Origin of the sequence: Streptomyces sp. NBC_00388 (assembly GCF_036061255.1) — a bacterium.
Lineage (GTDB): Bacteria > Actinomycetota > Actinomycetes > Streptomycetales > Streptomycetaceae > Streptomyces.
Genome location: NZ_CP107948.1, coordinates 5,217,272 through 5,240,696 on the forward strand (window position 1 = coordinate 5,217,272; position 23,425 = coordinate 5,240,696).

General features: G+C 70.7%; 21 protein-coding genes and 2 pseudogenes. 14 read left to right on the plus strand and 9 right to left on the minus strand.

The genetic code is table 11. From position 1 onward, the window contains the following. Window positions 1–17 precede the first annotated feature (17 nt). Complete coding sequence (gene nagB / locus OG917_RS23395) at window positions 18–803, minus strand: glucosamine-6-phosphate deaminase (protein WP_328319576.1); 786 nt, start codon at window positions 801–803, stop codon at window positions 18–20. A 504-nt stretch (window positions 804–1,307) separates the two neighbouring features. On the opposite strand from nagB, the gene OG917_RS23400 reads away from it, so the two are divergent. Continuing rightward, a complete protein-coding gene (locus OG917_RS23400) occupies window positions 1,308–2,774 on the plus strand; it encodes a sensor histidine kinase (RefSeq protein WP_328322106.1) in 1,467 nt (488 codons plus the stop codon). A 209-nt stretch (window positions 2,775–2,983) separates the two neighbouring features. Here the strand turns inward: OG917_RS23400 and OG917_RS23405 are convergent, their stop codons facing one another. Both OG917_RS23405 and OG917_RS23410 read right to left on the minus strand, forming a co-directional pair. Then, a complete protein-coding gene (locus tag OG917_RS23405) occupies window positions 2,984–3,241 on the minus strand; it encodes a WhiB family transcriptional regulator (protein ID WP_004937597.1) in 258 nt (85 codons plus the stop codon). 319 nt (window positions 3,242–3,560) lie between these two features. Further along, entirely contained in the window at window positions 3,561–4,529 is a 969-nt protein-coding gene (locus OG917_RS23410) for a diacylglycerol/lipid kinase family protein (RefSeq protein ID WP_328319577.1), read from the minus strand. Between the two features lie 82 nt (window positions 4,530–4,611). Between OG917_RS23410 and OG917_RS23415 the strand changes: the two genes are divergently transcribed. Beyond that, window positions 4,612–5,040: a hypothetical protein gene (locus OG917_RS23415; protein WP_328319578.1), complete on the plus strand. Its 429-nt coding sequence runs from the start codon at window positions 4,612–4,614 to the stop codon at window positions 5,038–5,040. Between the two features lie 124 nt (window positions 5,041–5,164). On the opposite strand, the gene OG917_RS23420 is transcribed toward OG917_RS23415, so the two are convergent. The 3 genes from OG917_RS23420 to OG917_RS23430 all read right to left on the minus strand — a co-directional run bounded on the left by OG917_RS23420 (window position 5,165) and on the right by OG917_RS23430 (window position 7,058). Further along, a complete protein-coding gene (locus OG917_RS23420; RefSeq protein WP_443059098.1) occupies window positions 5,165–6,196 on the minus strand; it encodes an RNA polymerase sigma factor SigF in 1,032 nt (343 codons plus the stop codon). Next, window positions 6,085–6,498 (minus strand): anti-sigma regulatory factor, encoded by a 414-nt coding sequence (locus OG917_RS23425; protein WP_328319579.1) that lies wholly within the window; start codon window positions 6,496–6,498, stop codon window positions 6,085–6,087. Before OG917_RS23425 ends, OG917_RS23420 begins: the two co-directional genes overlap by 112 nt. Before the next feature lie 299 nt (window positions 6,499–6,797). Continuing rightward, window positions 6,798–7,058 carry a UBP-type zinc finger domain-containing protein gene (locus OG917_RS23430; RefSeq protein WP_328319580.1) on the minus strand — a complete coding sequence of 87 codons (261 nt, stop codon included), beginning with the start codon at window positions 7,056–7,058 and terminating at the stop codon, window positions 6,798–6,800. 44 nt (window positions 7,059–7,102) lie between these two features. Between OG917_RS23430 and OG917_RS23435 the strand changes: the two genes are divergently transcribed. After that, window positions 7,103–8,701: a Na+/H+ antiporter gene (locus tag OG917_RS23435; protein ID WP_328319581.1), complete on the plus strand. Its 1,599-nt coding sequence runs from the start codon at window positions 7,103–7,105 to the stop codon at window positions 8,699–8,701. Here OG917_RS23435 and OG917_RS23440 read toward each other — a convergent pair. Beyond that, on the minus strand, window positions 8,677–9,612 hold the full coding sequence (locus OG917_RS23440) for a 1-aminocyclopropane-1-carboxylate deaminase/D-cysteine desulfhydrase (RefSeq protein ID WP_328319582.1): 936 nt from the start codon (window positions 9,610–9,612) through the stop codon (window positions 8,677–8,679). The two genes, OG917_RS23435 and OG917_RS23440, sit on opposite strands and share 25 nt — an antisense overlap. A 267-nt stretch (window positions 9,613–9,879) precedes the next feature. Between OG917_RS23440 and OG917_RS23445 the strand changes: the two genes are divergently transcribed. The 4 genes from OG917_RS23445 to OG917_RS23460 all read left to right on the plus strand — a co-directional run bounded on the left by OG917_RS23445 (window position 9,880) and on the right by OG917_RS23460 (window position 13,871). Continuing rightward, window positions 9,880–11,286: a family 2B encapsulin nanocompartment shell protein gene (locus tag OG917_RS23445; RefSeq protein ID WP_328319583.1), complete on the plus strand. Its 1,407-nt coding sequence runs from the start codon at window positions 9,880–9,882 to the stop codon at window positions 11,284–11,286. Between the two features lie 120 nt (window positions 11,287–11,406). Beyond that, a complete protein-coding gene (locus OG917_RS23450; protein WP_328322110.1) occupies window positions 11,407–12,441 on the plus strand; it encodes a family 2 encapsulin nanocompartment cargo protein polyprenyl transferase in 1,035 nt (344 codons plus the stop codon). 112 nt (window positions 12,442–12,553) lie between these two features. Continuing rightward, window positions 12,554–13,147 carry a GNAT family N-acetyltransferase gene (locus OG917_RS23455; protein ID WP_328319584.1) on the plus strand — a complete coding sequence of 198 codons (594 nt, stop codon included), beginning with the start codon at window positions 12,554–12,556 and terminating at the stop codon, window positions 13,145–13,147. A 295-nt stretch (window positions 13,148–13,442) separates the two neighbouring features. Further along, on the plus strand, window positions 13,443–13,871 hold the full coding sequence (locus tag OG917_RS23460; protein WP_328319585.1) for a DUF6304 family protein: 429 nt from the start codon (window positions 13,443–13,445) through the stop codon (window positions 13,869–13,871). A gap of 230 nt (window positions 13,872–14,101) precedes the next feature. On the opposite strand, the gene OG917_RS23465 is transcribed toward OG917_RS23460, so the two are convergent. Further along, window positions 14,102–15,538 (minus strand): MFS transporter, encoded by a 1,437-nt coding sequence (locus tag OG917_RS23465; RefSeq protein WP_328319586.1) that lies wholly within the window; start codon window positions 15,536–15,538, stop codon window positions 14,102–14,104. Between the two features lie 224 nt (window positions 15,539–15,762). Here OG917_RS23465 and OG917_RS23470 point away from each other — a divergent pair, with 224 nt between their 5' ends. Both OG917_RS23470 and OG917_RS23475 read left to right on the plus strand, forming a co-directional pair. Continuing rightward, the gene (locus OG917_RS23470) at window positions 15,763–16,479 is read left to right on the plus strand and encodes a TetR/AcrR family transcriptional regulator C-terminal domain-containing protein (protein ID WP_328319587.1); all 717 of its coding nucleotides are present in this window, start codon (window positions 15,763–15,765) and stop codon (window positions 16,477–16,479) included. 42 nt (window positions 16,480–16,521) lie between these two features. Further along, window positions 16,522–17,670: an FAD-dependent oxidoreductase gene (locus tag OG917_RS23475; protein WP_328319588.1), complete on the plus strand. Its 1,149-nt coding sequence runs from the start codon at window positions 16,522–16,524 to the stop codon at window positions 17,668–17,670. 70 nt (window positions 17,671–17,740) lie between these two features. On the opposite strand, the gene OG917_RS23480 is transcribed toward OG917_RS23475, so the two are convergent. After that, window positions 17,741–18,082 (minus strand): DUF2809 domain-containing protein, encoded by a 342-nt coding sequence (locus OG917_RS23480; RefSeq protein ID WP_328319589.1) that lies wholly within the window; start codon window positions 18,080–18,082, stop codon window positions 17,741–17,743. A 407-nt stretch (window positions 18,083–18,489) separates the two neighbouring features. Between OG917_RS23480 and OG917_RS23485 the strand changes: the two genes are divergently transcribed. The 5 genes and pseudogenes from OG917_RS23485 (at window position 18,490) to gyrB (ending at window position 23,236) form a co-directional block, all read left to right on the plus strand. Beyond that, window positions 18,490–18,939: a carboxymuconolactone decarboxylase family protein gene (locus OG917_RS23485; protein ID WP_328322112.1), complete on the plus strand. Its 450-nt coding sequence runs from the start codon at window positions 18,490–18,492 to the stop codon at window positions 18,937–18,939. 25 nt (window positions 18,940–18,964) lie between these two features. Next, window positions 18,965–19,303, plus strand: a pseudogene (locus OG917_RS23490) (DUF952 domain-containing protein); the annotation flags it as partial. Window positions 19,304–19,348: 45 nt separating this feature from the next. Next, window positions 19,349–19,888, plus strand: a pseudogene (locus tag OG917_RS23495) (DUF1349 domain-containing protein); the annotation flags it as partial. A gap of 155 nt (window positions 19,889–20,043) precedes the next feature. Further along, window positions 20,044–20,784, plus strand: a complete 741-nt coding sequence (locus tag OG917_RS23500) for a tyrosine-protein phosphatase (protein ID WP_328319590.1) — start codon at window positions 20,044–20,046, stop codon at window positions 20,782–20,784. Window positions 20,785–21,154: 370 nt separating this feature from the next. Then, window positions 21,155–23,236 carry a DNA topoisomerase (ATP-hydrolyzing) subunit B gene (gene gyrB / locus OG917_RS23505; RefSeq protein ID WP_328319591.1) on the plus strand — a complete coding sequence of 694 codons (2,082 nt, stop codon included), beginning with the start codon at window positions 21,155–21,157 and terminating at the stop codon, window positions 23,234–23,236. Window positions 23,237–23,425: the final 189 nt, after the last annotated feature.

Sequence of the window (23,425 nt, forward strand, 5' to 3'; positions counted from 1 at the left end):
TTCTCCGTACTGCTCGGTTACAGCCCCTGCCACGCCGGCTTCGAGGCGAAGGTGTGACGGAAGTAGTCGGCCAGCTTCAGCCTGGACGCGGCCGCCTCGTCCACGACGACGGTCGCGTGCGGGTGCAGCTGGAGTGCGGAGGCGGGCACCACGGCCGCGACCGGGCCTTCGACGGTCTGCGCGACGGCCTCGGCCTTGCCCTCGCCGGTGGCCAGCAGCACCACGTGGCGGGCCTCCAGGATGGTCCCGATGCCCTGGGTGATGACGTGGTGCGGCACCTGGTCGATGTCGCCGTCGAAGAACCGGGCGTTGTCGACCCGGGTCTGTTCGGTGAGCGTCTTGATCCGGGTGCGGGAGGCGAGCGAGGAGCAGGGCTCGTTGAAGCCTATGTGCCCGTCGGTTCCGATGCCCAGGAGCTGGAGGTCGACCCCGCCGGCCGCGGCGAGCGCCCGGTCGTACTCCTGACAGGCGGCCGGGACGTCGTCGGCGGAGCCGTCGGGGCCCATGAAGGAGGCCTCGGTCAGTCCGAGTGGTTCCACGACCTCGCGCAGCACCACCGAGCGGTACGACTCGGGGTGGCCGGCCGGCAGGCCCACGTACTCGTCGAGCTGGCAGATCCGCGCCCGCCCCGCGTCGACGGCCCCGGCACGCACCGTGGCGACCAGCGCCTGGTAGACGGGGAGCGGCGTCGATCCGGTGGCCACGCCGAGCAGAGCATCGGGCTTGCGCCGCAGCAGGCCGGCCATGGCCTCCGCGATGACCGCGCCGCCTGCCTTGGCGTCCGGGACGATGACAACTTCCACGCTGGGCCTGCCGATCTGGAGAGTGCAAACATGTGGTATAGACCAATCTAGCAGAGCGAGCCGTCCCTGCCTGCGATTCCCTCCGTCTTCCCATGGTCGGCCGAAGGCGCGGCGAACGCATGTGGATCGAGGCCGGAACGGGACGAGGAAACGCCGGGTCGGCGGCCAGGGCCGTGGCGGGCCTGACCCGGGCCGGCGGGGAGTGCGGTGGCGGGGTGAACCCCCGGAAACGACTGCGGGCCGCGGCGCCGGTGCGGTCGGGACCCTCGGCCCGGCCGTACGGCACCGCAGCCCTCAGCTGCATCGGCCGTCAGGTGTGCGGTGCCCGGCGGCCGTGGGGAGGACTTGGCGCAGTCAGGGCAGAGAGCGCCGCGTACCTCGTCTCCACTCTCCTGTGCGGGGAGAGCGGAAGTCTTTGCACGCACATTGTGGACTAGACCATTCGCCGATGTCCATGCGTACGACAGAAAGAATCCGGCGGGTACGCTCACACACGTGCCCTCCATGAACGATCTCGTACGTCAGCACACCTCTCTGGGCGACACCGACCTGGAGTGGCTGCACCTGTTGGTCTCGGAGTGGCAGCTGCTCTCCGACCTGTCCTTCGCCGACCTCGTGCTGTGGGTGCCCACCCGCGACGGCACCCGCTATGTCTCCGTGGCGCAGATGCGGCCGAACACCGGCCCCACCTCCTACCAGGACGACATGGTCGGCCATCTCGTTCCACGCGGCAGGCGCCCCTTGCTCGACGCCGCTCTCGACGAGGGCCGGATCGTGCGCGAAGGCGACCCCGAGTGGCGCGAGGAGGTGCCGGTACGGGTCGAGTCCATCCCGGTGCGCCGCGAGGGACGGGTGCTCGGGGTGATCGCCCGCAATACCAATCTGCTCACCGTCCGTACGCCCTCACGCCTCGAACTGACCTATCTCCAGTCGGCCTCCGACCTGGCCCAGATGATCGCGGCGGGTTCGTTCCCCTTCCCCGGCCAGCAGGTCGACATGGACGCGTCCCCCCGCGTCGGGGACGGGATGATACGGCTCGACGCGGACGGAGTGGTCCTGTACGCGAGCCCCAACGGGCTCTCCGCCTACCACCGCCTCGGACTCGCGTCCGACCTGGTGGGCCAGCACCTCGGCCAGCTGACCACCGATCTCGCGCCGGCCCGCGGCCCGGTCGACGAGGCCATGGTCAAACTGGCCAGCGGCTACGCGCCGCGCGAGACGGAGGTCGAGGGGAACGACGGGGTGATCCAGCTCCGCGCCATCCCGCTCTCCCCCAAGGGCGTACGGATCGGTTCTCTGGTGCTGCTGCGCGACGTCACGGAACTGCGCCGCCGCGAGCGCGAGTTGATCACCAAGGACGCGACCATCCGGGAGATCCACCACCGGGTGAAGAACAACCTCCAGACGGTGGCGGCGCTTCTGCGCCTCCAGGCCAGGCGGATGGACTCGGACCGCGGCAAGGAGGCGCTCAACGAAGCGGTGCGGCGCGTCGGTTCCATCGCGATCGTCCATGAGACGCTCTCGCAGAACCTGGACGAGCGCGTCGAGTTCGACGAGATCGCCGACCGCGTCATCGCGATGGTGGCCGAGATCTCGCCCGGCAAGGTCGACTGCCGCCGTACGGGCCGCTTCGGCATCCTGGACGCCGAGGTCGCCACCCCGCTCTCCATGGTGCTGACCGAGGTCCTGCAGAACGCGCTTGAGCACGCCTTCGGGCCGGGCGAGCTGGGCACCGTCGAGGTCTCGGCCGTCCGGGGCGGGACGCGCGAGGACGCCAGGCTGCTCATCACGGTGCAGGACGACGGGCGCGGGCTGCCCGAGGGGTTCGACGCCAAGACGGCGGGGAATCTGGGCCTGCAGATCGTACGGACGCTGGTGGAGGGGGAGTTGGGCGGATCGTTCGATATGGTGCCCGCTCCTGGACGCGGCACCCAGGTGGTGCTCGACATACCGGTCCCGGGCGACGCGTAGCCGGGCCGCGACCCACGGGCACAGCAGTGAGCCCCGGACCGATGATCTGACACGGTCCGGGGCTCACTCTGTGCCTGAGGGAGAAGAACTCTCCCTGGCGTTCTAGTACTGCGTGCGCATCGGGGGTACTGCGCGCTGCGTTTCGGGGGCGACGGTGGTGCGTACTCGCTGTACGCGCGCCGCCGGGCTCAAGCTCGTGAACAGGGTGGTCAGGCGGTCGCGTTACGCGCCCGGTTGCGAGCGGCACGGCGCTTCATCGCGCGGCGCTCGTCCTCGCTGAGTCCACCCCAGACGCCGGAGTCCTGGCCGGACTCAAGCGCCCACTGCAGGCACTGCTCCATGACGGGGCAGCGGCGGCAGACGGCCTTGGCTTCCTCGATCTGCAGCAGCGCGGGACCGGTGTTGCCGATGGGGAAGAACAGCTCCGGGTCTTCCTCACGACAAACGGCGTTGTGACGCCAGTCCATGGCTGCTACCTCTCTTAGGGTGTTACGTGCAGGTGCTTGTGAATGTGAACGCTTTCACGAATCCCCCCGCAAGTGAAGGGCCGACTTCCAGATGACCTGGTTGCGGTCCAGTGTGTTGAGGAGGGGTTCTGGCTTTCAGGGAGGCCGGTGTTGCGGGCCGTCCCGAGCGCCATGTAGAGATTCGCAAACCTCGGCGGCGGATACAACCCCTTCTGGAAAGTTTTTTTTGATTCCTCGGTGTCGGCTAGGTCACAGCCGTACTTCCATGGGGTGGATCCCAGCCCAAACGTTCGAGTTAAAGGACTTTGGCCACTTCCACTCACACAATCACACGCAGTGCACGGCGTACGCCTGTGAACGTCACGCTCGTACGCAGTCCCAGGTGGTCGCCGTCCATCTGGAAGGGGAGTCGGACCTTGGAATGCAAGGAGAAGTCCGTCAGGTCGTGCAGCGAAACTGCGTGCTTTCCGTGGGGACCTCGTTCGGGCGTCGAGGTGAGCAATTGAGTAGCGAAACGTGCCACATGAGCGGGTGACATTTTCGACAGACCCAGCACGTCGAGCGCGGTGTCGAAGGAGGCCTCGGGGGAGGCGTACATGGGGCGATTGCCCAGGTAGGTATAGGGAGACGTGTTGCAGATTATGGACATCACGAGGTCCGTGACCGGCTCCTCGCCCGGGCGCTCCAGGGTGATCGCGCCGTGCCTGCGGCTCGGCTCGTCGAGGAACTGGCGGACCACCTGACGCATATAGAGAGCGTGCGTGGAGCGCTTTCCGCGTTCCCGGTGCTGTTCGACCCGGCCGACGACGCCCGCGTCGAATCCGAGTCCGGCGCAGAAAGTGAACCAGCGCGAGGGAACCCCCTCGTCCGGTGTCCCCGGGGTGCCGGCCGCCAGCCCCAGGCCGACCGTCCGCTCCCGGCGCTCACGCAGCGCGTCCAGGAGCGCGCCGGTCGCCTCCACCGCGTCATTGGGCAGGCCGAGTGCGCGGGCGAAGACATTGGTGGAGCCACCGGGGACGACCGCCAGGCCGGGCAGCCCTTCGAGATCGGGCCCGTGGTGGAGCAGACCGTTGACCACCTCATTGACCGTGCCGTCACCGCCCAGGGCGACGACGAGATCGATGTCGTCACTCTCCGCAGCCCGTCTGCCCAGATCGCGGGCGTGCCCCCGGTACTCGGTCGTCACGGCTTCCAGCTTCATCTCGCTGGCCAGCGCGTGGAGCAGTACGTCGCGTGTGCGGGCACTGGTGGTGGTTGCTGCCGGATTGACCACGAGGAGTGCGCGCATGACCTGAAGATTACCTACCGCGCGGAACCGGGCCCAGCCCCGGCCTCGATCCGGCCCGGACGGCGCCCGCTACGCTGCAGGGGTGAGTACCGACCAGACCGCAGAGCAGCCCAGCGGACCGCGCCCCGCCCGTCTGACCGCCGCGGCGGCGCTGGCCGCGCTGGAAGGGGCGGCGATGGCCGCCGGGGGACTGTACGTGATCGGCAAGGGGGTCCTCGCCGGCGGCGACAGCCCCGAGCAGTCGGTCCTGGCGGGTCTCACCCTGATCGTGCTCGCCCTCATCCCGCTGCTCGCGGCCCGCGGGCTGCTGCTCCGCCGCGGCTGGAGCCGCGGCCCCGCGATCGTCACCCAGATCATCGCCCTGCCGGTGGCGTGGACGCTGCTCTCCGCCCAGGCGATGCTGATTCCCGCGGGTGTCGTGCTCGCGGTGGTGGCCGTGGCGGCGCTCGTGCTGCTGGTGAACCCGACGACGGCCAAGGCACTCGGCATCAGGGGGCCGCGGGGGGCCTGAGGGCCGCCCCCGCGTGCGCCGGTCCTGCCCCGCTGCGGACGGGCAGCCCACGGGACACGGAGAAAACGGAGAAGGGGCCCCGCACCGCGCAGTCGCGCCTCGTGCGGAGCCCCCAGCGGCCTGCCTACTCCTCGACCAGCAGACGCTCGCGCAGCTGCGCCAGCGTCCTGGCCAGCAGCCGCGAGACGTGCATCTGCGAGATCCCTACTTCCTGGGCGATCTGCGACTGCGTCATGTTCCCGAAGAACCGGAGCAACAGGATCCGCTTCTCTCGCGGGGGCAGATCCTCCAGCAGGGGCTTGAGCGACTCCCGGTACTCGACGCCTTCGAGCGCCTCGTCCTCCGAGCCCAGGGTGTCCGCCACCGCAGGCGACTCGTCGTCCGTGTCCGGGACGTCCAGCGAGAGGGTCGAGTAGGCGTTCGCGGATTCCAGGCCCTCCAGGACCTCTTCCTCCGAGATGCCCAGCCGCTCCGCCAGCTCGTGCACCGTGGGCGCCCGGCCGTGCTGCTGGGAGAGCTCCGCGGTCGCCGTGGTCAGCGACAGCCGCAGCTCCTGGAGGCGGCGCGGCACCCGGACCGCCCAGCCCTTGTCGCGGAAGTGCCGCTTGATCTCGCCGACCACCGTCGGAGTCGCGTACGTGGAGAACTCCACCCCCCGGTCGGGGTCGAACCGGTCAACCGACTTGATCAGACCGATCGTGGCGACCTGTGTCAGGTCGTCCAGCGGTTCTCCGCGATTGCGGAACCGGCGGGCCAGGTGCTCGACCAGCGGCAGATGCATCCGCACCAGCCTGTTGCGCAGCTCGGCCTTCTCGGGTGAACCGTCCGAGAGCTCGCGCAGCTCGATGAAGAGCGCCCGCGCCCCGCTGCGGTCCCGCGGATTGTGGTGCTCGTGGTGCTCGTGATGCTCGCTCATGAGGCCCGCCTGATCCGCCGACTCCAAAAGGCCTTCCACCGGATGCGGGCGGGCCTGTTGCTCCGGGATGTCCCCCGCGCCCAGCGCCCGCGCGCCGCGCTCGTCGTCCCGCACCGGACCGTCCCCGTTCACGCCGGTCCAGGTCCAGCGCCGCGCTGTTTGTACAGACTGATGCTGACCGTACGGTCGTCGGCCACCGTCGACTCGACCTTGCCCGCCAGTGCCGAGAGCACCGTCCAGGCGAAGGTGTCGCGCTCCGGCGCGCGGCCGTCCGTGGTGGGCGCGGACACCGTCACTTCGAGCGAGTCCTCGATGAGCCGGAACACGCAGCTCAGCACGGAGCCGGGCACGGCCTGCTGAAGCAGGATCGCGCAGGCCTCGTCGACCGCGATGCGCAGATCCTCGATCTCGTCGAGGGTGAAGTCCAAACGTGCTGCGAGGCCGGCCGTGGCCGTACGCAGCACGGACAGGTAGGCACCCTCAGCGGGCAGCCGGACTTCCACGAAGTCCTGGGTCCCGGGCTCGCCTGCGATCTGGGACACCCTCACCTCCAAGGTGGCACAAGCTCGTTCATGGTCGGGGAAACAGTGCTCCCGCAACCGTGCGTGACATGGTCGCTTCCTGACGCCGTGACGCTATCGCGATCCAAGGTTCCCTGTCGCCAGGACCCCCACCCCACGACTGTCACTCATGGTAAGCCCATGCGTACGTAACGTCGTCAGGGGTGTGCACATCCGATTGCGGCGCTGTGATTCTCCGGAATGTCCGGGCGGCTCCGCGGGTTTCCCGGGGTGCTTCGGCCAACTGGAAAGACGCAGCGAACGGTTGACGTACCCAGTGCTCAGACGATCGAACCGTCGACAAAGCACCACCGCCAGCTCTCGCCCGGCTCGAAGCTCCGCATCACCGGGTGCCCGGTCTCCTCGAAGTGGCCGGTGGCGTGCTGGTACGGGGAGGAGTCGCAGCAGCCGACGTGCCCGCACACCAGGCACAGACGCAGCTGTACGGGATGGCTCCCGATGGCCAGGCACTCGGGACAGGTGTCCTTCAACGGAGCCGGCTCGGGGCGCGGCAGTTCTGCAACATGCTGGCACTCGCTCATGATTGCCAGGTTACGACGGACCGGGAGTGAGGGCGGGGAGACCCATGGACGCATTGCCGCTGGTGGCACTGGTGGCGGGCAGCGCGGCGGTGGCGGGCGTCGCCCGCAGGACACCGGTGGCCGCACCGCTGCTCCTGGTCGCGGTCGGGCTGGGCGCCGCCTATCTGCCGGGAGTGCCCGAGTACACGCTGGACCCGGGGATCGTGCTGCCGGTGGTGCTGCCGCCGCTGCTCTACACCGCGGCCGTCGACTCCTCGTACCTGGATCTCCGGGCCAATCTGCGGCCGGTCGCGCTGCTCTCGGTCGGCTATGTGCTCTTCGCGACCCTCGCGGTGGGCTGGCTCGCTTATCTGATCGTGCCCGACCTCTCGCTGACCGCGGCCCTGGTGCTCGGTGCGGTGGTCGCGCCGCCCGACGCGGTGGCGGCCACCGCCATCGCCCGGCGCCTCGGGCTGCCGTCCCGGCTCACGACGGTGCTGCAGGGCGAGTCACTCGTCAACGACGCGACCGCGATCACCGCCTACAAGGTGGCGCTCGCGGCCGCGGTCGGCGCCGGGGTCTCCTGGGCGGAGGGGCTCAGGGAATTCGCGCTGGCGTCGGTCGGCGGAATCGGCGTGGGCCTGGTCCTGATGGTGCCGCTGCACTGGCTGCGCACCCACCTCAGGGAAGCGCTGCTGCAGAACACGCTCTCGCTGCTCATTCCCTTCGTCGCCTATGCGGCCGCGGAGCGGGTGCACGCCTCGGGGGTGCTCGCCGTGGTGGTCGTGGCGCTCTATCTGGGACACCGTTCCTGGCAGGTCGACTTCGCCACCCGGCTCCAGGAGGAGGCGGTGTGGAAAATGGTCTCCTTCATTCTCGAATCGACGGTCTTCGCTCTGATCGGGCTGCAATTGCCCTTTGTGCTCAGGGGACTCGGCACCTACGGGGGAGGGGAGGCCCTCTGGTATGCGCTGGCCGTTTTCCTGGTGGTCGTGGTGGTGCGGTTCGTCTGGGTGTTTCCCGCCACTTTCCTGCCGCGCGTGTTCTCCCGCAGGATCCGGGAACGCGAACCGGATACGGACTGGACCGCACCGGTCGTCGTCGGCTGGGCCGGAATGCGCGGTGTGGTCTCGCTCGCCATCGCTTTCTCGATCCCGCTGACCGCGCACGGCGCACCGTTCCCGGCCCGGAACCTGGTGCTGTTCCTGACCTTCACGACGGTGATCGCGACCCTCGTCGTCCAGGGGCTCTCCCTGCCGCCGCTGATCCGGCTGCTGAAGATCCCGGGCCGCGACGTGCACGCCGAGACGCTCGCCGAGGCCCAGGCGCAGAACGCGGCGTCCCAGGCGGCGGACGAGCTGCTGGACGCGATGCTCGCCGACGAGGACAACAGCCTCCCGGAGCCGCTCGCCGACCGGCTGCGCGCGGTGATGGCCCGGCGCAGGAACGCCGTCTGGGAGCGGCTCGGCACGGTGAACGAGCACACCGGGGAGAGCGCGGACGACACCTACCGGCGGCTCGCACGCGCCATGATCGGCGCCGAGCGCGCCGTCTTCGTCGAGCTGCGCGACCGGCGGCGCATCGACGACGAACTGCTCAGGACGCTGCTGCGCAGGCTCGACCTGGAGGAGGCCGCGGCCTACCGCGAGGAGGAGGCGGGCTGACCGGTGACGACGGCGGCGATCCGGGTGCCCGGCGCGAAGGCCCCTTCGGCGGCGAGCACCGTGAGTCCGTACAGCATCTTGGCGACATAGACCCGCTCGACCGGGACACCGTGGAGCTCCTCGAACCCATCGGCGAAGCGGTCGAGTTCCGGGGCCGTGCGGGCGTAACCGCCGAAGTGGAACCGCTCGTCCAGCAGCCAGTCCCCGGTCCTGGCACCGAAGGCGGCCTGCTGGAGCCGTGCGACCTCGGTGCCGAGGAAGCCGCCCTTCAGGACGGGGAAGCCGAGGGCGCGCTGGTCCGCCGTGAGGCCGCCCGCGAGCCCCGCGAGCGTGCCGCCGGTGCCGACGGCCACCGCGACCGTGTCGGCGAGCCCGTGCAGCTCCCGGCCGATGGTGAGGCAGCCGTGCACCGCCGCCGCATTGCTGCCGCCCTCCGGGACGATGTACATCGCGGAGGTGTCGAGACCGGCCGGCACCGCTTTGGCGCGGTAGGCGGCCCGGTCCACGAAGTGCAGCCGCATACCGTCGGCCGCGCACCGGGCGAGGGACGGGTTCAGCGGGCGGTGGGCCAGCTCGTCCCCCCGTACGACACCGACGGTCGGGAATCCGAGCAGCCGGCCCGCCGCCGCGGTGGCCCGCAGGTGATTGGAGTAGGCGCCGCCGAACGTCAGGACGGTCCGCCCGGCGGCGGCCGTCAGATTGGGGACGAGCTTGCGCCACTTGTTGCCCGGCAGGTCCGGATGGATCAGGTCGTCCCGTTTGAGCAGCAGCTGTACGCCGTGGCGCGCGAACCGGTCGTCGTCGAGCGGCTCCAGCGGTGACGGCAGCAGGGGCGGCGGCAGGGCGGCTGCCGGCAGGGCGGACGGCTGAGGCGGCCGGTCCCGGCCGGGACCGCGGGCTCCAGGGAACATGGGTCCATTGTCCGCCCCCGGCCGCCCCGGGGCAGCGGTCCGGTGCGGAGGCGACAGGTGCGGGCTGGAGCGGGTGGCTCCGGCGCGGCGGCCCGGTACTCCGTCCGTAACGCGCAAAACGATGCAACTTCTGACCGTGATCGACAACGAGCGACAGCGTGCCCAGTCCAAAGGCCTATTAGTCACACTCTTTTGTGTAATGGCGCTCCTTCACCCTGCCCTGAAAGGCTCTTCAGGCAGGTCAGTCGATGAGCGAGAGGACGTCAGATGTCCGTTGGTGAAGAGGTTCGTGACACGCAGGCACCGCCGCAGCAGAGTCTGGGGACGGCAGCTGCGCGGAACCTCGCAACGACCACCAAGTCCGCGCCCCAGATGCAGGAGATCACCTCACGGTGGCTGCTGAAGATGCTCCCGTGGGTCCAGGTACAGGGTGGTACGTACCGGGTCAACCGGCGGCTGAGCTACTCGGTCGGCGACGGTCGGGTGACGTTCGTGCAGACCGGGGACCGGGTCCAGGTCATCCCGGCCGAGCTCGGCGAGCTGCCCGCACTGCGGGGTTACGAGGACGAGGCTGCCCTGGCAGAGCTGGCGCAGCGCTGCACCCAGCGCCAGTTCGCGGAGGGCGAGGTGCTGGCCACCGCCGGTGACACGGCGGACCGGGTGTTCCTGCTGGCCCACGGCAGGGTCCAGAAGGTCGGCACCGGGCCCTACGGCGACGAGACCGCACTCGGCTCGCTGGCAGACGGGGCCTACTTCGGTGACCAGGCACTGCTGGAGGAGGGTGCCACCTGGGACTACACGGCACGTGCCACGACCTCGTGCGTCGTGCTCGAACTGACCAGGTCGGACGTGCTGAACCTGGCGGAGCGCGCGGATTCGCTGCGTGAGCATCTCGCGTCACTGGCGGCGCTGCCGGCGCAGCGCACCAACAAATACGGTGAAGCGGAGATCGACCTCTCCGCCGGTCATGTCGGTGAGGCGGTCGTCCCGCACACCTTCGTCGATTACGACGGTGCTCCCCGTGAGTACGAGCTGAGCGTCGCGCAGACCGTCCTGAAGGTCCACAGCAGGGTCGCCGACCTGTACAACCAGCCGATGAACCAGACCGAGCACCAGTTGCGGCTCACGGTCGAGGCGCTGCGGGAGCGCCAGGAGCACGAGCTGATCAACAACCGCGAGTTCGGTCTGCTCAACAACTGCGACTACGGACAGCGGCTGCAGCCGCACGACGGAGTGCCCAGCCCGGACGACATGGACGAGCTGCTGTCGCGACGGCGCGGATCCAAGCTCTTCCTCGCCCACCCGAAGGCCATCGCCGCCTTCGGACGTGAGTGCAACAGGCGCGGACTCGTGCCCGAGAGTGTCGATGTCGGGGGCCACCACGTGCCGGCCTGGTGGGGAGTGCCGATCTTCCCGTCCAACAAGATCCCGGTCAGCGACGCCCGCACCACGTCGATCATCTGCATGAGGACCGGCGAGGCCGAGCAGGGCGTCATCGGGCTCCAGCAGAGCGGCATCCCCGACGAGATCGAGCCGAGCCTCTCGGTCCGTTTCATGGGGATCGACGAGCAGGCGATCATCTCCTACCTGGTCACGGCCTACTACTCCGCGGCGGTGCTGGTGCCGGACGCCCTCGGAGTGCTGGAGAACGTCGAAGTCAGCCGCTGGCGGTGAGGTGACGCCCGGACGCACCGGCCCGGACGGCGGCGGTCACTCCGCCGCCGGGACCGGTGCGTCCCCGGCGCCCCGTGGCGACCGCGCCGTACGCACGCTGCAGAGGAAGCGAACATGACCATGACGAGAACGAGCGCCGCGACCGAGGGGCACGAGGCCGCGGCGCTCCTGGAACAGACCCGCACCGTCGTCGACCCGGAACTCCGCTCCGCGCTGGAGTCCCTGCCCGGGCCCATGCGGAACATCGGGAAGTACCACTTCGGCTGGGAGCACGCGGACGGCTCGCCGGCCGCCGGGCAGGCGGGCAAAGCGATCAGACCCGCGCTTGTCCTCGCCGCTGTCCAGGCTCTGGGCGGCGAGATGGGGCAGGCCGTACGGGCAGCCACCGCCGTGGAGTTGGTGCACAATTTCACCCTGCTCCACGACGACGTCATCGACCGGGACGCCACGCGCAGACACCGGGCGACCGCGTGGACCGTCTTCGGCATACCCGATGCGATCATCGCCGGGGACGCGATGCAGGCGCTGGCTCTGCGACTGCTCGCCGAGGATCCGCACCCCGCGGCGAAGGGGGCGGCAGGGCGGCTTGCGGCCTGCGTCATCGAGCTCTGCGCGGGCCAGCAGGCGGACTGCGCCTTCGAGACCCGCGCGGAGGTCTCGCTCGACGAATGCCTCACCATGGCCGAGGCCAAGACCGGGGCGCTGCTCGGCTGCGCCTGTGCGATGGGCGCGCTCTACTCGGGCGCCGGTCCTGAGGCCGCGGCAGCCATGGACGCGTTCGGCCGGGAGGCCGGGCTCGCCTTCCAGCTGATCGACGACCTGATCGGCATCTGGGGCGAGCCGTCCCACACCGGTAAACCGGCCGGTGCGGACCTCGCCGCCCACAAGAAGTCCCTGCCGGTGGTGGCCGCGCTGGGCTCGGGCACACCGGCGGCGGCGGAGCTGGCCGAGCTGTACGCGGGGCCGCTCGACGCGGACGGCATCAGGCGGGCCGCCGACGCGGTCGACCGGGCGGGCGGCCGTGACTGGGCGCAGACCGAGGCGGCCGACCGGATGGCCAGAGCCGTGGGCCATCTCTCGCGGGCGGTCCCCGACCTCGCGGCGGCAGGCGGTCTGCTCTCCCTCGCGGAGTACGTGACGCGGCGCAGTCGCTGACGGTACTGCCCATGGCCCGGTCCTGCAGGGTCAACTCTAGGATCACGTCTGCGAGTTATCGGTGGATCATCCACCGGACCGAGCGATGTGAACGTGAGAGAGGGACCGGACCATGGGCGTGGCGATACGACAGGCGGGCGAAGCCGACCGAGAGGTGCTCGTGCGGCTGCTCGACGAGGCCTTCATGCAGGATCCGGTGAGCACCTGGGTGTTTCCCGACGAGGCCCACCGCAAGGACGTGCACGGCAAGTTCCTCGGGGTGTTCATCGATGTGGCCCTCGCCGAGGGCCGGGTGGACCTGGCCGAGGACCACACGGCGATGGCGCTCTGGCTCGACATCCCCGCCGGGGTGCCGGAGGGGAAGGACGACACCCCGGCCCGGATGCGGGAGGCCGCCGATCCGGAGAACGAACGGGCAGAACTGGTAGGGCGGTTGATGGGCCGGATCCATCCGCATGACCGGGCGCACGCCTACCTGCTGATGATCGGGGTGGCCCCGGAACGCCAGGGTGAGGGCCTGGGAAGCGCGCTGATGGCCCCGGTACTGGAGCGCTGCGACCGCGACGGGGTCCCGGCGTATCTGGAGGCGAGCAGTGCGCGCAGCCGCGGGTTGTACGAGCGGCTCGGGTTCGCGTTCATGGGCACCGCGGTCCAGCTGCCCGACGGCCCGCAGATGTGGCCCATGTGGCGTGAGCCGCGCCGCTGAGCAGGGTGTCGAACAGGGGCTGGGAGCAGTGGGGTTGAGCAGTGGGGTTGCGTCCGGCCGTCTGCGAGTCCGGGGGCGGGCCGTGTGCGGCTCACCCGTTCGGGGCCCGGCCGGTCACTCGTACGTGCGCACGTCGGTGGCCTCGGCACGTTCGGCCGGGGTCCCGACGGCCGGACGGGTACCTTTCGGGACGTCAGGAATGGGGCGCCCGGCGCGAAGCGCACCAGGAACCAGTAATTCCGGACTTGATCACTCTTGGTGACGCAGGGCTGGTGGCAGCGCTACAGTCGCGCTCATGACACCACAGTCATGGGCCGGCTGGTACCGGGACAGCCATGGATCAGATGCCCTAGTGATCAGCGCAGTAGAGCGTCAACTCCGCACCCGGATCAGGGGAGTCGACTACGCCGGAGCTTCGTTCGACACGTTCGCGCCGGTGGGCGACGACGCGCCGGAGGGGGCCGGGCCGTTGAGCGACTGTGTCCTGGAGTGGGACATGCCGCTCCCGGTCGTCGCCGGGGACAGTACGGCGCAGCAGGCCACGCTGAGCTGTCTGCTGGCCCTGCGCCGGCCGGCCACCGATCTCGGCGTCACGCTGCACTACGGCGGCACGAGCTACGTATCGGGCAACGACCAGGGCGACTTCGGTGCGGCGGTCGCCCTGATCCAGGAGCAGCTCCCGCCCGGGTCCACCCTGCAGGCGCCCTTCCCGGCCGCCGTGTAGCCCGCCGCCCGCGGCGGCGGTGGGCACCCCGGTTCACCGGACGGCCTCCCCGGTACTCGGTGTCGAGTGCCGGGGAGGAGGAGTCTGTCCGCATCCCGCATCCCGCATCCCGCATCTCGCATCCCGCTCCGGGTCCGAGTCGCCGCAGCCTCCGCTTCCCGCTCCTCCGGCGGGCCCGGACGGGCACCGTCCTGCCGCGCACGCGGACACCGGGTCCCCGGGTGGGCACGTCAGCCGTGGGTGCCTTCCTCGGGAGCCTTGCGGGGCAGCAGGCGCAGGGCGGGCAGACAGGCTGCGGTGATGGCGAGGACGACGACGAGGCTGACGGTCATGGCGTGGGCGGGCGCTCCTGCGTGGAAGTAGACGGTGGTGACGGTGGCGGACCCGATGCCGTTGGCGAGTTGCTGGACGGCGGTCAGGGAGCCGCTTGCGCTGCCGGCCTCCTCGGGGGAGATGTCGCCGAGGGCGATATCGAAGATGGTGCCGAAGCACGCGCCCATGCCCAGGCCGGTGACGAAGACGGCTGGTGACAGGGACCAGAGGCTCACGCCGGTGCCCTCGGCCAGGACCAGGGCCAGCAGCCAGCCGCCGCCCGCGAGGGTGAGGAGCATGCCGAGCGCGACGAGGTTGCGGCCCAGCTTCCGGGTCAGGCCGCCCATTCCGGCGAAGGCCGCCACGATGATGCCCAGGGTCAGCGGAAGCAGCGCCAGGGCGGTGTCACCGGGGGTGGCGTGCAGCGCCTGCTGCAGGAACAGCGAGATGACGTAGAGGAGCCCGCTGGTGACCGCGAAGTAGAGCAGGCCGACGACGGTGCCGGAGGTGAATCCGCGGTTCTTGAACAGGCTGGGCCTGATCAGCGGGTCGGCGGCGGTCCGCTGGCGGCGTGCGAACAGGGCCAGGGCGGCCATCCCGAGCAGGAGGGATGCACCGGGCAGGATGCCCCATCCGCCGGTGGAGCCCTCGATGAGGCCGAACAGCAGGCCGAACATGGTCACCGCCAGCAGTCCTGAACCGACGCCGTCCACGGTGAGGGAGCGGTCGCCGGTGTCGCGGGGCAGGAGCCGGGCGGCGGCGAGGACGCCGAGGGTGCCGAGGACCAGGTTGATCAGGAAGACCGGGCGCCAGGACAGGCCGGCCACGTCCGCGTCGATGAGGAAGCCGGCCAGGACCGGGCCGCCGATCGTGGCCACACCGAGGAGGGGGCCGAAGAGGTTGAACGCCTTGGCCATCTGCTCGCGGCTGAAGGTGCGGGTCATGATGGCCATACCCTGCGGTATCAGGAGGGCGCCGAAGGCCCCCTGGAGTACCCGGGCGACGATCAGCAGGGCCGGGTCGGGGGCGAGGCCGGCGACGGCGGAGGCGGCGGTGAAGCCGGTCATGCCGATCAGGAAGAGACGGCGCCGGCCGAGTCTGTCGCCCAGGCGCCCCCCTATGACCAGCAGGACGCCCATGGCCAGTGCGTAGGCCGAGCCGAGCCATTTGATCAGGGCCTCGCCGCCGCCGATCTCGTGCACGATCGTGGGCGCGGCGATGTTGGTGACGGTGGAATCGATCATGTCGAGCGCGTCGGCCAGCAGGACCAGCGCCAGGGTCAGCCAGAAGGCCGCCCTGGAGAGGGCCGCGATGCCCGGGGCGCGCGGGGTGGGCGGTGCGGTTTCGGTAGTCATGGTGATCATCTCCGTATCTCGGTCCGTATTCCGGCCCGCGCCGTCCCGCGCCGTCCGGACGGACGGTGCGGTGGGGGCCGGGATCTCACCGTAGCGAACATGTTCGTTACGTGCACGTTCGGTACGTGCGCGTTCGTGACGATGCTGTTCTTCACGAACGCGCTCGCCACGATGTCGTTCGTCACGTACTTGTTCCTGACGGACGGGTTCGTTACGGTGGGGGCATGCCTCCTCGTTCCGCACCTCGCAGCCGCCGTGAGCGGCCCGCCAAACCGGCTCTGACCAGGGACGGGATCGTGGCTGCCGCCATGGGGATCATGCGGGCCGACGGTCTGGGGAAGGTCACCATGCGCCGCCTGGCGCAGGATCTCGACACCGGCCCGGCCTCGCTCTACGTCTACGTCAGCAACACCGCTGAGCTGCACGCGGCGATCCTCGACGAACTCCTGGGCTCAGTGCCGCAGCCTCCCGACGGCCCCTGGCGCACGCGGCTGGAACAGCTGCTGACCGCCTACACGGTGATCCTCTTCGCCCACCCCGGACTGGCGCGCTCCGCGCTGGTGTCCCGGCCCAGCGGCCCCCACTACCTGAACCTGATCGAGTCCCTGCTGGGATTTCTGGAAGAGGGCGGCGTGCCCGACGGCCAGGCGGCCTGGGGGGTGGATGTGCTGATGCAGCACGCCACCGCGACCGCCGCCGAGCAGTCGACCCGCGACCAGGCCATCGACTCCCAGGACGAGTGGGACGCGCTGGCCCACGCCGTGCACACCGCCGACGGACAGACCCATCCGCGGATCGCGGCCCTGGCCGGGCAGCTGATCTCCGGAGCACCGGGCGAACGCCTCTCCTGGGGCTTCCAGGTCCTGATCAACGGTGTCGCCCACACTCCGGCGCCGGCGACCGCGTCCCGTCCCGGCGTGAGCCCGCCCCCGCAGCGCTGACCGCACCGGCCGGCCCGCCGCCCCCTCGTAAGGAGAAGCGCCATGAGCACCCCCCACCACGCCGTCGCGATCGTCGGAGCCGGCCTCGGCGGCCTGACCCTGGCCCGCGTCCTCCACGTCAACGGCGTGTCCGCCGCCGTCTACGACCTGGAGGCCTCCCGCGACGTCCGCGGCCAGGGCGGCATGCTCGACATCCACGAGGACTCCGGCCAGGTGGCCCTGCGCGCCGCCGGACTGCTGGAGGGCTTCCGCGCCCTCGTCCTGCCCGGCGGAGAGGCCATGCGGGTCCTCGACAAGCACGCCGTGGTCCACCTGGACGAGGAGGACGAACACTCGGGCAACACCCGCCCCGAGGTCGACCGCGGCCACCTGCGCGACCTGCTGCTCGACTCGCTGCCCGAGGGGGCCGTGCGCTGGGGGGCCAGGGCAGCCGGGGCCCGCACCCTGGCCGACGGCCGCCATGAGGTGACCCTGACCGACGGCACCACCTTCACTGCCGACCTCCTGGTCGGAGCGGACGGCGCCTGGTCGAAGGTCCGTCCGCTGCTGTCACCGGCTGTGCCCGCGTACACCGGGATCAGCATGGTGGAGGCGGATCTGCCGGACGCCGCGACCCGCCACCCGGCTTCCGCCGTGGTGGTCGGCGGCGGCATGCTCTTCGCCCTCGGTGACCGCAAGGGGTTCCTGGGCCACCGCGAGTCCGACGGCAGCCTGCACGTCTACGCCACCCTGACCGTTCCCCAGGAGTGGGCCTCCACCATCGACTTCACCGATGTCCAGGGCGCCAAGGCCGCCGTGCTGCGGCAGTTCGAGGACTGGGACGACAGCCTGCGCGCGCTGGTGGCCGACGCCGAGGGCCCTCTGGTGCCGCGCCTCGTCCACGCGCTGCCGGTGGGCCATCGCTGGGACCGGGTGCCCGGCGTGACCCTGCTGGGCGATGCCGCGCATGTGATGTCCCCTCTGGCCGGAGAGGGTGCCAACCTGGCCATGATCGACGGCGCCGACCTGGGCGTGGCGCTGGCCGCCCACCGCGGTGACACCGAGACCGCGCTGGCCGGGTACGAACAGGCCATGTTCCGCCGCGCGGAATCGTCCGCCGCGGAGTCCGCGGCCAATCTCCTGGTCTGCTTCAGCGACGACGCCCCCAAGGGGCTGGTGGACATGTTCTCCGCCCACCACAGCGCGGACTGACGGCCGCGCTCCCTCTCCGCCCTGTGGCCGGTGGACGGGGCGGCCGGTGCGGTGGCGCCGTCCGTTCCCTTCACCTGGCCCTGCGGACGGCCGCCGCCCAGCAGAACCCCGCCCCGACGGCGTACCAGAGCAGGTCCGGTGCGTTGAACGTGGAGCCGAGCACCGGTCGCAGCGGAGCGGGCACCCCGGCGATCTGGAGGAACTCCACGGCCCAGCTGAAGCCGAGGGCGATCCCGGCAGCCGGTGCGGCCCGCAGACGTGGTGCGACGATCAGCACCACCAGGAACACCAGGACCGTATAGAGGGCGTCCCCCGCGTACTTGGCGAACGCCCCGTCGGCCAGGGCGCGTACGCCCAGCCCCGCCGCGACCGTCACCACCGCCGCGCCGCACGCCCACCACCGTCCGCCCATCCCCGCACCCTAGCCGCGGCGCGGGGCCGCGGGCCCCGGCGCCGGTGGGCACGCGAAGTACGCCGATCGCTGCCGGCCGCCGTGAGCCGGGCCTGCCCTGCCGCTCAGGAACCCGCCGCGAGATTGCCGTACGGTCCGCCGGGTCCCGGCGGGTTCCCTTACCGGGCCCAGCACTTACCGTCTTCCCAGAGAACGGCGAACGTTCAACCACCTTGTACGGGCAGCCCGTACGGTCACTTCGTACGGCCACCTCGTACGGTCACTTTGTACGGCCGCTCCACACCCGAGGGGCGGCCCGGAACGGAGCAGCTATGAGAACCACAAGCGATCCGGCCACCCCGGAGGGCGTCACGGATCTCTCGTCCGACACCGTCGCCGAGACCCGGCAGGACCGTTTGCAGCGGGGGATGGGGATGCTCGACCGCGTCGTCGGCGAGGGCGGCCGGCAGGTCATCGACTCACTCGCCGACATCTCGCCCGACCTGGGGCACCACATCGTCGCCTGGGCGTTCGGCGACATCTACTCCAGGCCCCAGCTGGCCCTGCGCGACCGGCAGTTGGTGACCCTCGGCATGCTCACCGCGCTCGGCGGCTGCGAACCGCAGCTCGACGTCCACATCAATGCCGCACTCAGGGTCGGCCTCAGCGCGGAGGAGATCGTGGAGGCGCTGCTGCACTCCGCGGTCTACTGCGGGATGCCCAAGGCGCTCAACGCCACCGCTGTGGCCAGGAAGGTCTTCGCCGAACACGGCCTGCTCACCGAGACCGCGAAGCCCGCCGGCCCGGCACACGGCGTGCCGGGACAGGGCGACCGGGGGCAGGGCGACCGCGGGCAGGGATTTCCGGGCCGGGCCTGAGCCGTGTGACGCATAGCGTTGGCTCATGACCGAACTGCTGCACATCACTGAGCGTTCCCTGTGGGAGGCGGCCCGCGCGGCCGGCACGTACGAGATGTCGACCCGCGGCCGCACCCTCCAGGAGGAGGGGTTCATCCACTGCTCCCTGCGCGGACAGCTGGTCGCGGTCGCCACCTTCCTCTACGGAGGCGGGAAGGGCGGCGGAGCAGGGGAGGGCCATGGTGACCTGGTCGTCCTCGTCATCGACAGCGACCGGCTCTCCGTACCGCTGCGCTACGAGGTCCCCGCGCCCGGCGCCGACGCGTTCCCCCACCTCTACGGACCGCTCCCGGTGGAAGCCGTCACCCAGGTGATTCCCTGGCAGAACGGATACGCACTCGGCTGGTCGGACGCCGACTGGCTCAACCCGCCCGCGCACGCCGCGACCGACGGCGCGGAACTGGTCGTGACCACCCGCGAGAACACCGACTTCTGGCGGACGACCGGTTACGGCTTCGTCCGTGACGACGGGCATGCCCTGCTGACCGAGCTGAGCGCGGGGTCCGCGGTGGAGGTGACCTTCCTGGCCGACTTCGACACGCTCTACGACCAGGCGGGCGTCCTGGTCCGCACCGACGAGGAGAACTGGATCAAGGCAGGCGTCGAGATGACGGACGGCGCACCGCATGTGGGCGCGGTGGCCACCCGCGGGGTGTCGGACTGGTCCATGGCCCCGGTCCCGGAGTGGGCGGGCCGCCCCGTCACGGTCCGGGTCAGCCGCGCGGGGGACGCCGTGACGGTGCGGGCCCGCGCCGGTGGTGAGCCGTGGCGGATGATCCGGCTGGCACCGCTCGACCCGGGAGCGAAGGCCCTTGCGGGACCGTTCTGCTGCTCACCGCAGCGGGCGGGGCTGCGGGTCCGCTTCACCCGGTTCGCGGTCGGCCCCGCCGACCGGCAACTCCACGGGTGAGACGGGGCGGGGGGCCCGCTCGGGGCACAGGCCCCGGGCGTCCCGGAGCAGCGCGTCGCTCGCGACCGGGGCCGCACCACTCGCCGTTCCGGGCAGCGACGGCCGCGGCCGGGCCGTCCGCCGGTCCGGGGTCCGTCTCACTAGGCTGCCGCGCTATGGACAGACACCTGCCTTTCGACCGGCTGCACAACTTCCGTGACCTGGGCGGCTATTCGGCAGAGGACGGCCGAACGGTTCTCCCCGGGCGGCTGTTTCGTGCCGACTCGCTGGGCAAGCTCGGGGGCTCGGACTGGGAGCGGTTCCTCGCGCTGGACGTCGGCACCGTCATCGATCTGCGGTACTCCTGGGAGATCGACACGAAGGGCCGTGTCCCGGAGCACCCGTCGTTCGCCTATCACCACCTCAGCGTCGAGCACCGGCCCTACGACCAGCCGGGTCTCGGCCCGGAGGTCGAGGCCGGGCCCTACCTCGCCGAGCGGTACCTTGAGGTAGCCCACGACGGCGCAGGGGAGCTGCGGCAGGCCGTCGAGGTGATCGCCGCAGCCGGGGGCCGCCCCGCTGTCTTCCACTGCACCTCGGGGAAGGACCGCACCGGCCTGCTCGCAGCGCTGATGCTGGCGCTCCTGGGGGTGCCGGAGCCCGACATCATCGACGACTTCGCCCTCACCGGGCTCGCCACCGAACGTCTCCTGTCCGACTGGCGGGCGGAACACCCCGACCGTGGGGCGATCTGGCCCGGCTACGGCCGCGCCCCCGGAGAGGTGATGCGCCTCTTCATCGCCGCCCTCAAGGAGCGGTACGGCTCCGTGCACGGCTACGCCACCGACCGGCTGGGCATCGGCGACCGTACGGTCGCCGCTCTGCGCCGGGACCTGCTCGGGCCCGCACGGTCATGACGCAGCGGCAGCGGCAGCGACGACGGGCCGGCCGGTCGGGCAGGCGGTAAAAAACCCTCTTCAACGGCGTGCGGCGCCGTATCCACAGGGACCCTGACGGCACCTCTGCGGCCCTGATCGGCTCGTGACGCAGGGGGGATGGGGTGACGGGGCGCCGGGGCGTCACGGGGGCACGCAGGGGTCTTGTGGGCCCGGCTGGGAGGTGGTGGCTCGGTAGGATGGGCGCTGTCTTCGGGTCGTGGTGAGATCCGGAACATCCGGGCCGCCGGTCCCTTCGCCATGCCCGCGGTCCGTCATCCGCCGAGTGATCAGTCCGCTTCCGCCGCCCTGCGCGGGAGCGCGGCTTGTCGTGCCAGAAAAGAGAGCAACCGTGACCGATTCCGGTCTTCCCGCCCCTGCCGCATCCGCTTCCCAGGCCTCCGACCCCGCCCCTTCCGGCTCACCGGGGACCCCTGGCTCCGGCCTCGCAGGCGTTGCCGCGTACGACGCGAGCGCGATCACCGTGCTGGACGGACTCGACGCGGTGCGCAAGCGGCCCGGCATGTACATCGGTACGACAGGGGAGCGGGGCCTGCACCACCTGGTGCAGGAGATCGTGGACAACTCGGTCGACGAGGCGCTGGCCGGCGTCGCCGACCGGATCGAGGTGACGATCCTGGCCGACGGCGGCGTACGTGTGGTGGACAACGGGCGGGGCATCCCGGTGGGGATGCACCCGGTGGAGCGGAAACCGGCCGTGGAGCTCGTGCTGACCACGCTGCACGCCGGCGGGAAGTTCGGGGGCAGCGGGTACGCGGTCTCCGGCGGGCTGCACGGGGTGGGCCTGTCGGTGGTCAACGCGCTGTCGACCCGGCTGTCGGCGGAGATCCGGACCGACGGTCACCGGTGGACCCAGGAGTACCGGAACGGGGTGCCCACCGCGCCGCTCGTCCGCCACGAGGCCACCGCGTCCACGGGCACGTCGCTGACGTTCTGGGCGGACGGCGGCATCTTCGAGACCACCGTGTACTCCTTCGAGACGCTGTCCCGGCGCTTCCAGGAGATGGCGTTCCTCAACAGGGGGCTCACCCTCACCCTCGCCGACGAACGCCCGTCCGCCCGCGCTACGGCCGCGGCCGACGAGGCCGGACCGGGCACCGGGGAGGGCCGGCAGGCAAGGACGGTCGTCTACCGCTACGACGGGGGGATCACCGACTACGTCTCCCACCTCAACGCCCGTAAGGGCGAGCCGGTCCACCCGACCGTCGTGTCCCTCGCCGCCGAGGACGGCGGGCGGCGGCTGTCGGTGGAGGTCGCGCTGCAGTGGAACAGCCAGTTCTCCGACAGCGTCTACTCGTACGCCAACTCCGTGCACACCCACGAGGGCGGTACCCATGAGGAGGGCTTCCGTGCGGCGCTGACCACCGTCGTCAACCGCTATGCGCGGGAGCGGAAGCTGCTGAGGGATAAGGACGACAACCTCTCGGGCGAGGACATCCGCGAGGGTCTGACGGCGATCATCTCGGTGAAGCTGGGCGAGCCGCAGTTCGAGGGCCAGACGAAGACCAAGCTGGGCAACACGGAGGCGAAGGCCTTCGTGCAGAAGGTGGTGCACGAACACCTCACGGACTGGTGCGACCGCCATCCCCAGGAGGCGGCCGGCATCGTCCGCAAGGCGATCCAGGCGGCCACCGCCCGCATCGCGGCCCGCAAGGCGCGCGATCTGACCCGCCGCAAGGGTCTGCTGGAGTCCGCCGCACTGCCGGGAAAGCTGTCGGACTGCCGGTCCAGCGATCCGGCGACGAGTGAGATCTTCATCGTCGAGGGCGACTCCGCCGGCGGCTCGGCGAAATCCGGCCGCAATCCGGAGTTCCAGGCGATCCTGCCGATCCGGGGCAAGATCCTCAACGTCGAGAAGGCGCGGATCGACAAGATCCTGCACAACCAGGAGATCCAGGCGCTGATCTCGGCCTTCGGTACCGGGGTCCATGAGGACTTCGACATCGGGAAGCTGCGCTATCACAAGATCATCCTGATGGCGGACGCCGATGTCGACGGTCAGCACATCAACACCCTGCTGCTGACGTTCCTGTTCCGCTTCCTTCGCCCCCTGATCGAGCACGGACACGTGTACCTGTCCCGGCCCCCGCTCTACAAGCTCAAGTGGGGCCGGGACCACGTGGAGTACTCCTACTCCGACCGGGAGCGCGACCTGCTCGTCGAGCGCGGCCTGCGGGAGGGCCGCCGCGTCAGGGACGACTCCATCCAGCGCTTCAAGGGCCTGGGCGAGATGAACGCGGAGGAACTGCGCGTCACCACCATGGACATCGATCACCGTGTCCTGGGGCAGGTCACCCTCGACGACGCGGCGGTGGCGGACGACCTGTTCGCCGTCCTGATGGGCGAGGACGTCGAAGCGCGCCGCTCCTTCATCCAGCGCAACGCCGGAGACGTCCGCTTCCTCGACATCTGAGGTGCTGCCCCCACCCTGCCGCGGGCCGCGGCTGCGCGTGCCCGGGCGGGGCGGCCGGGTCGAAGGGGGCATCCGTGCCCGGGACATGACTGCCGGTCACGGAAGGGCGTCCTTCACCGTCGGCCACGACAGCGGAGGGGGGTGGGCGGCGCCCGGCGCCGTACCTCCGCCGAATGCCGGTGCACCGTA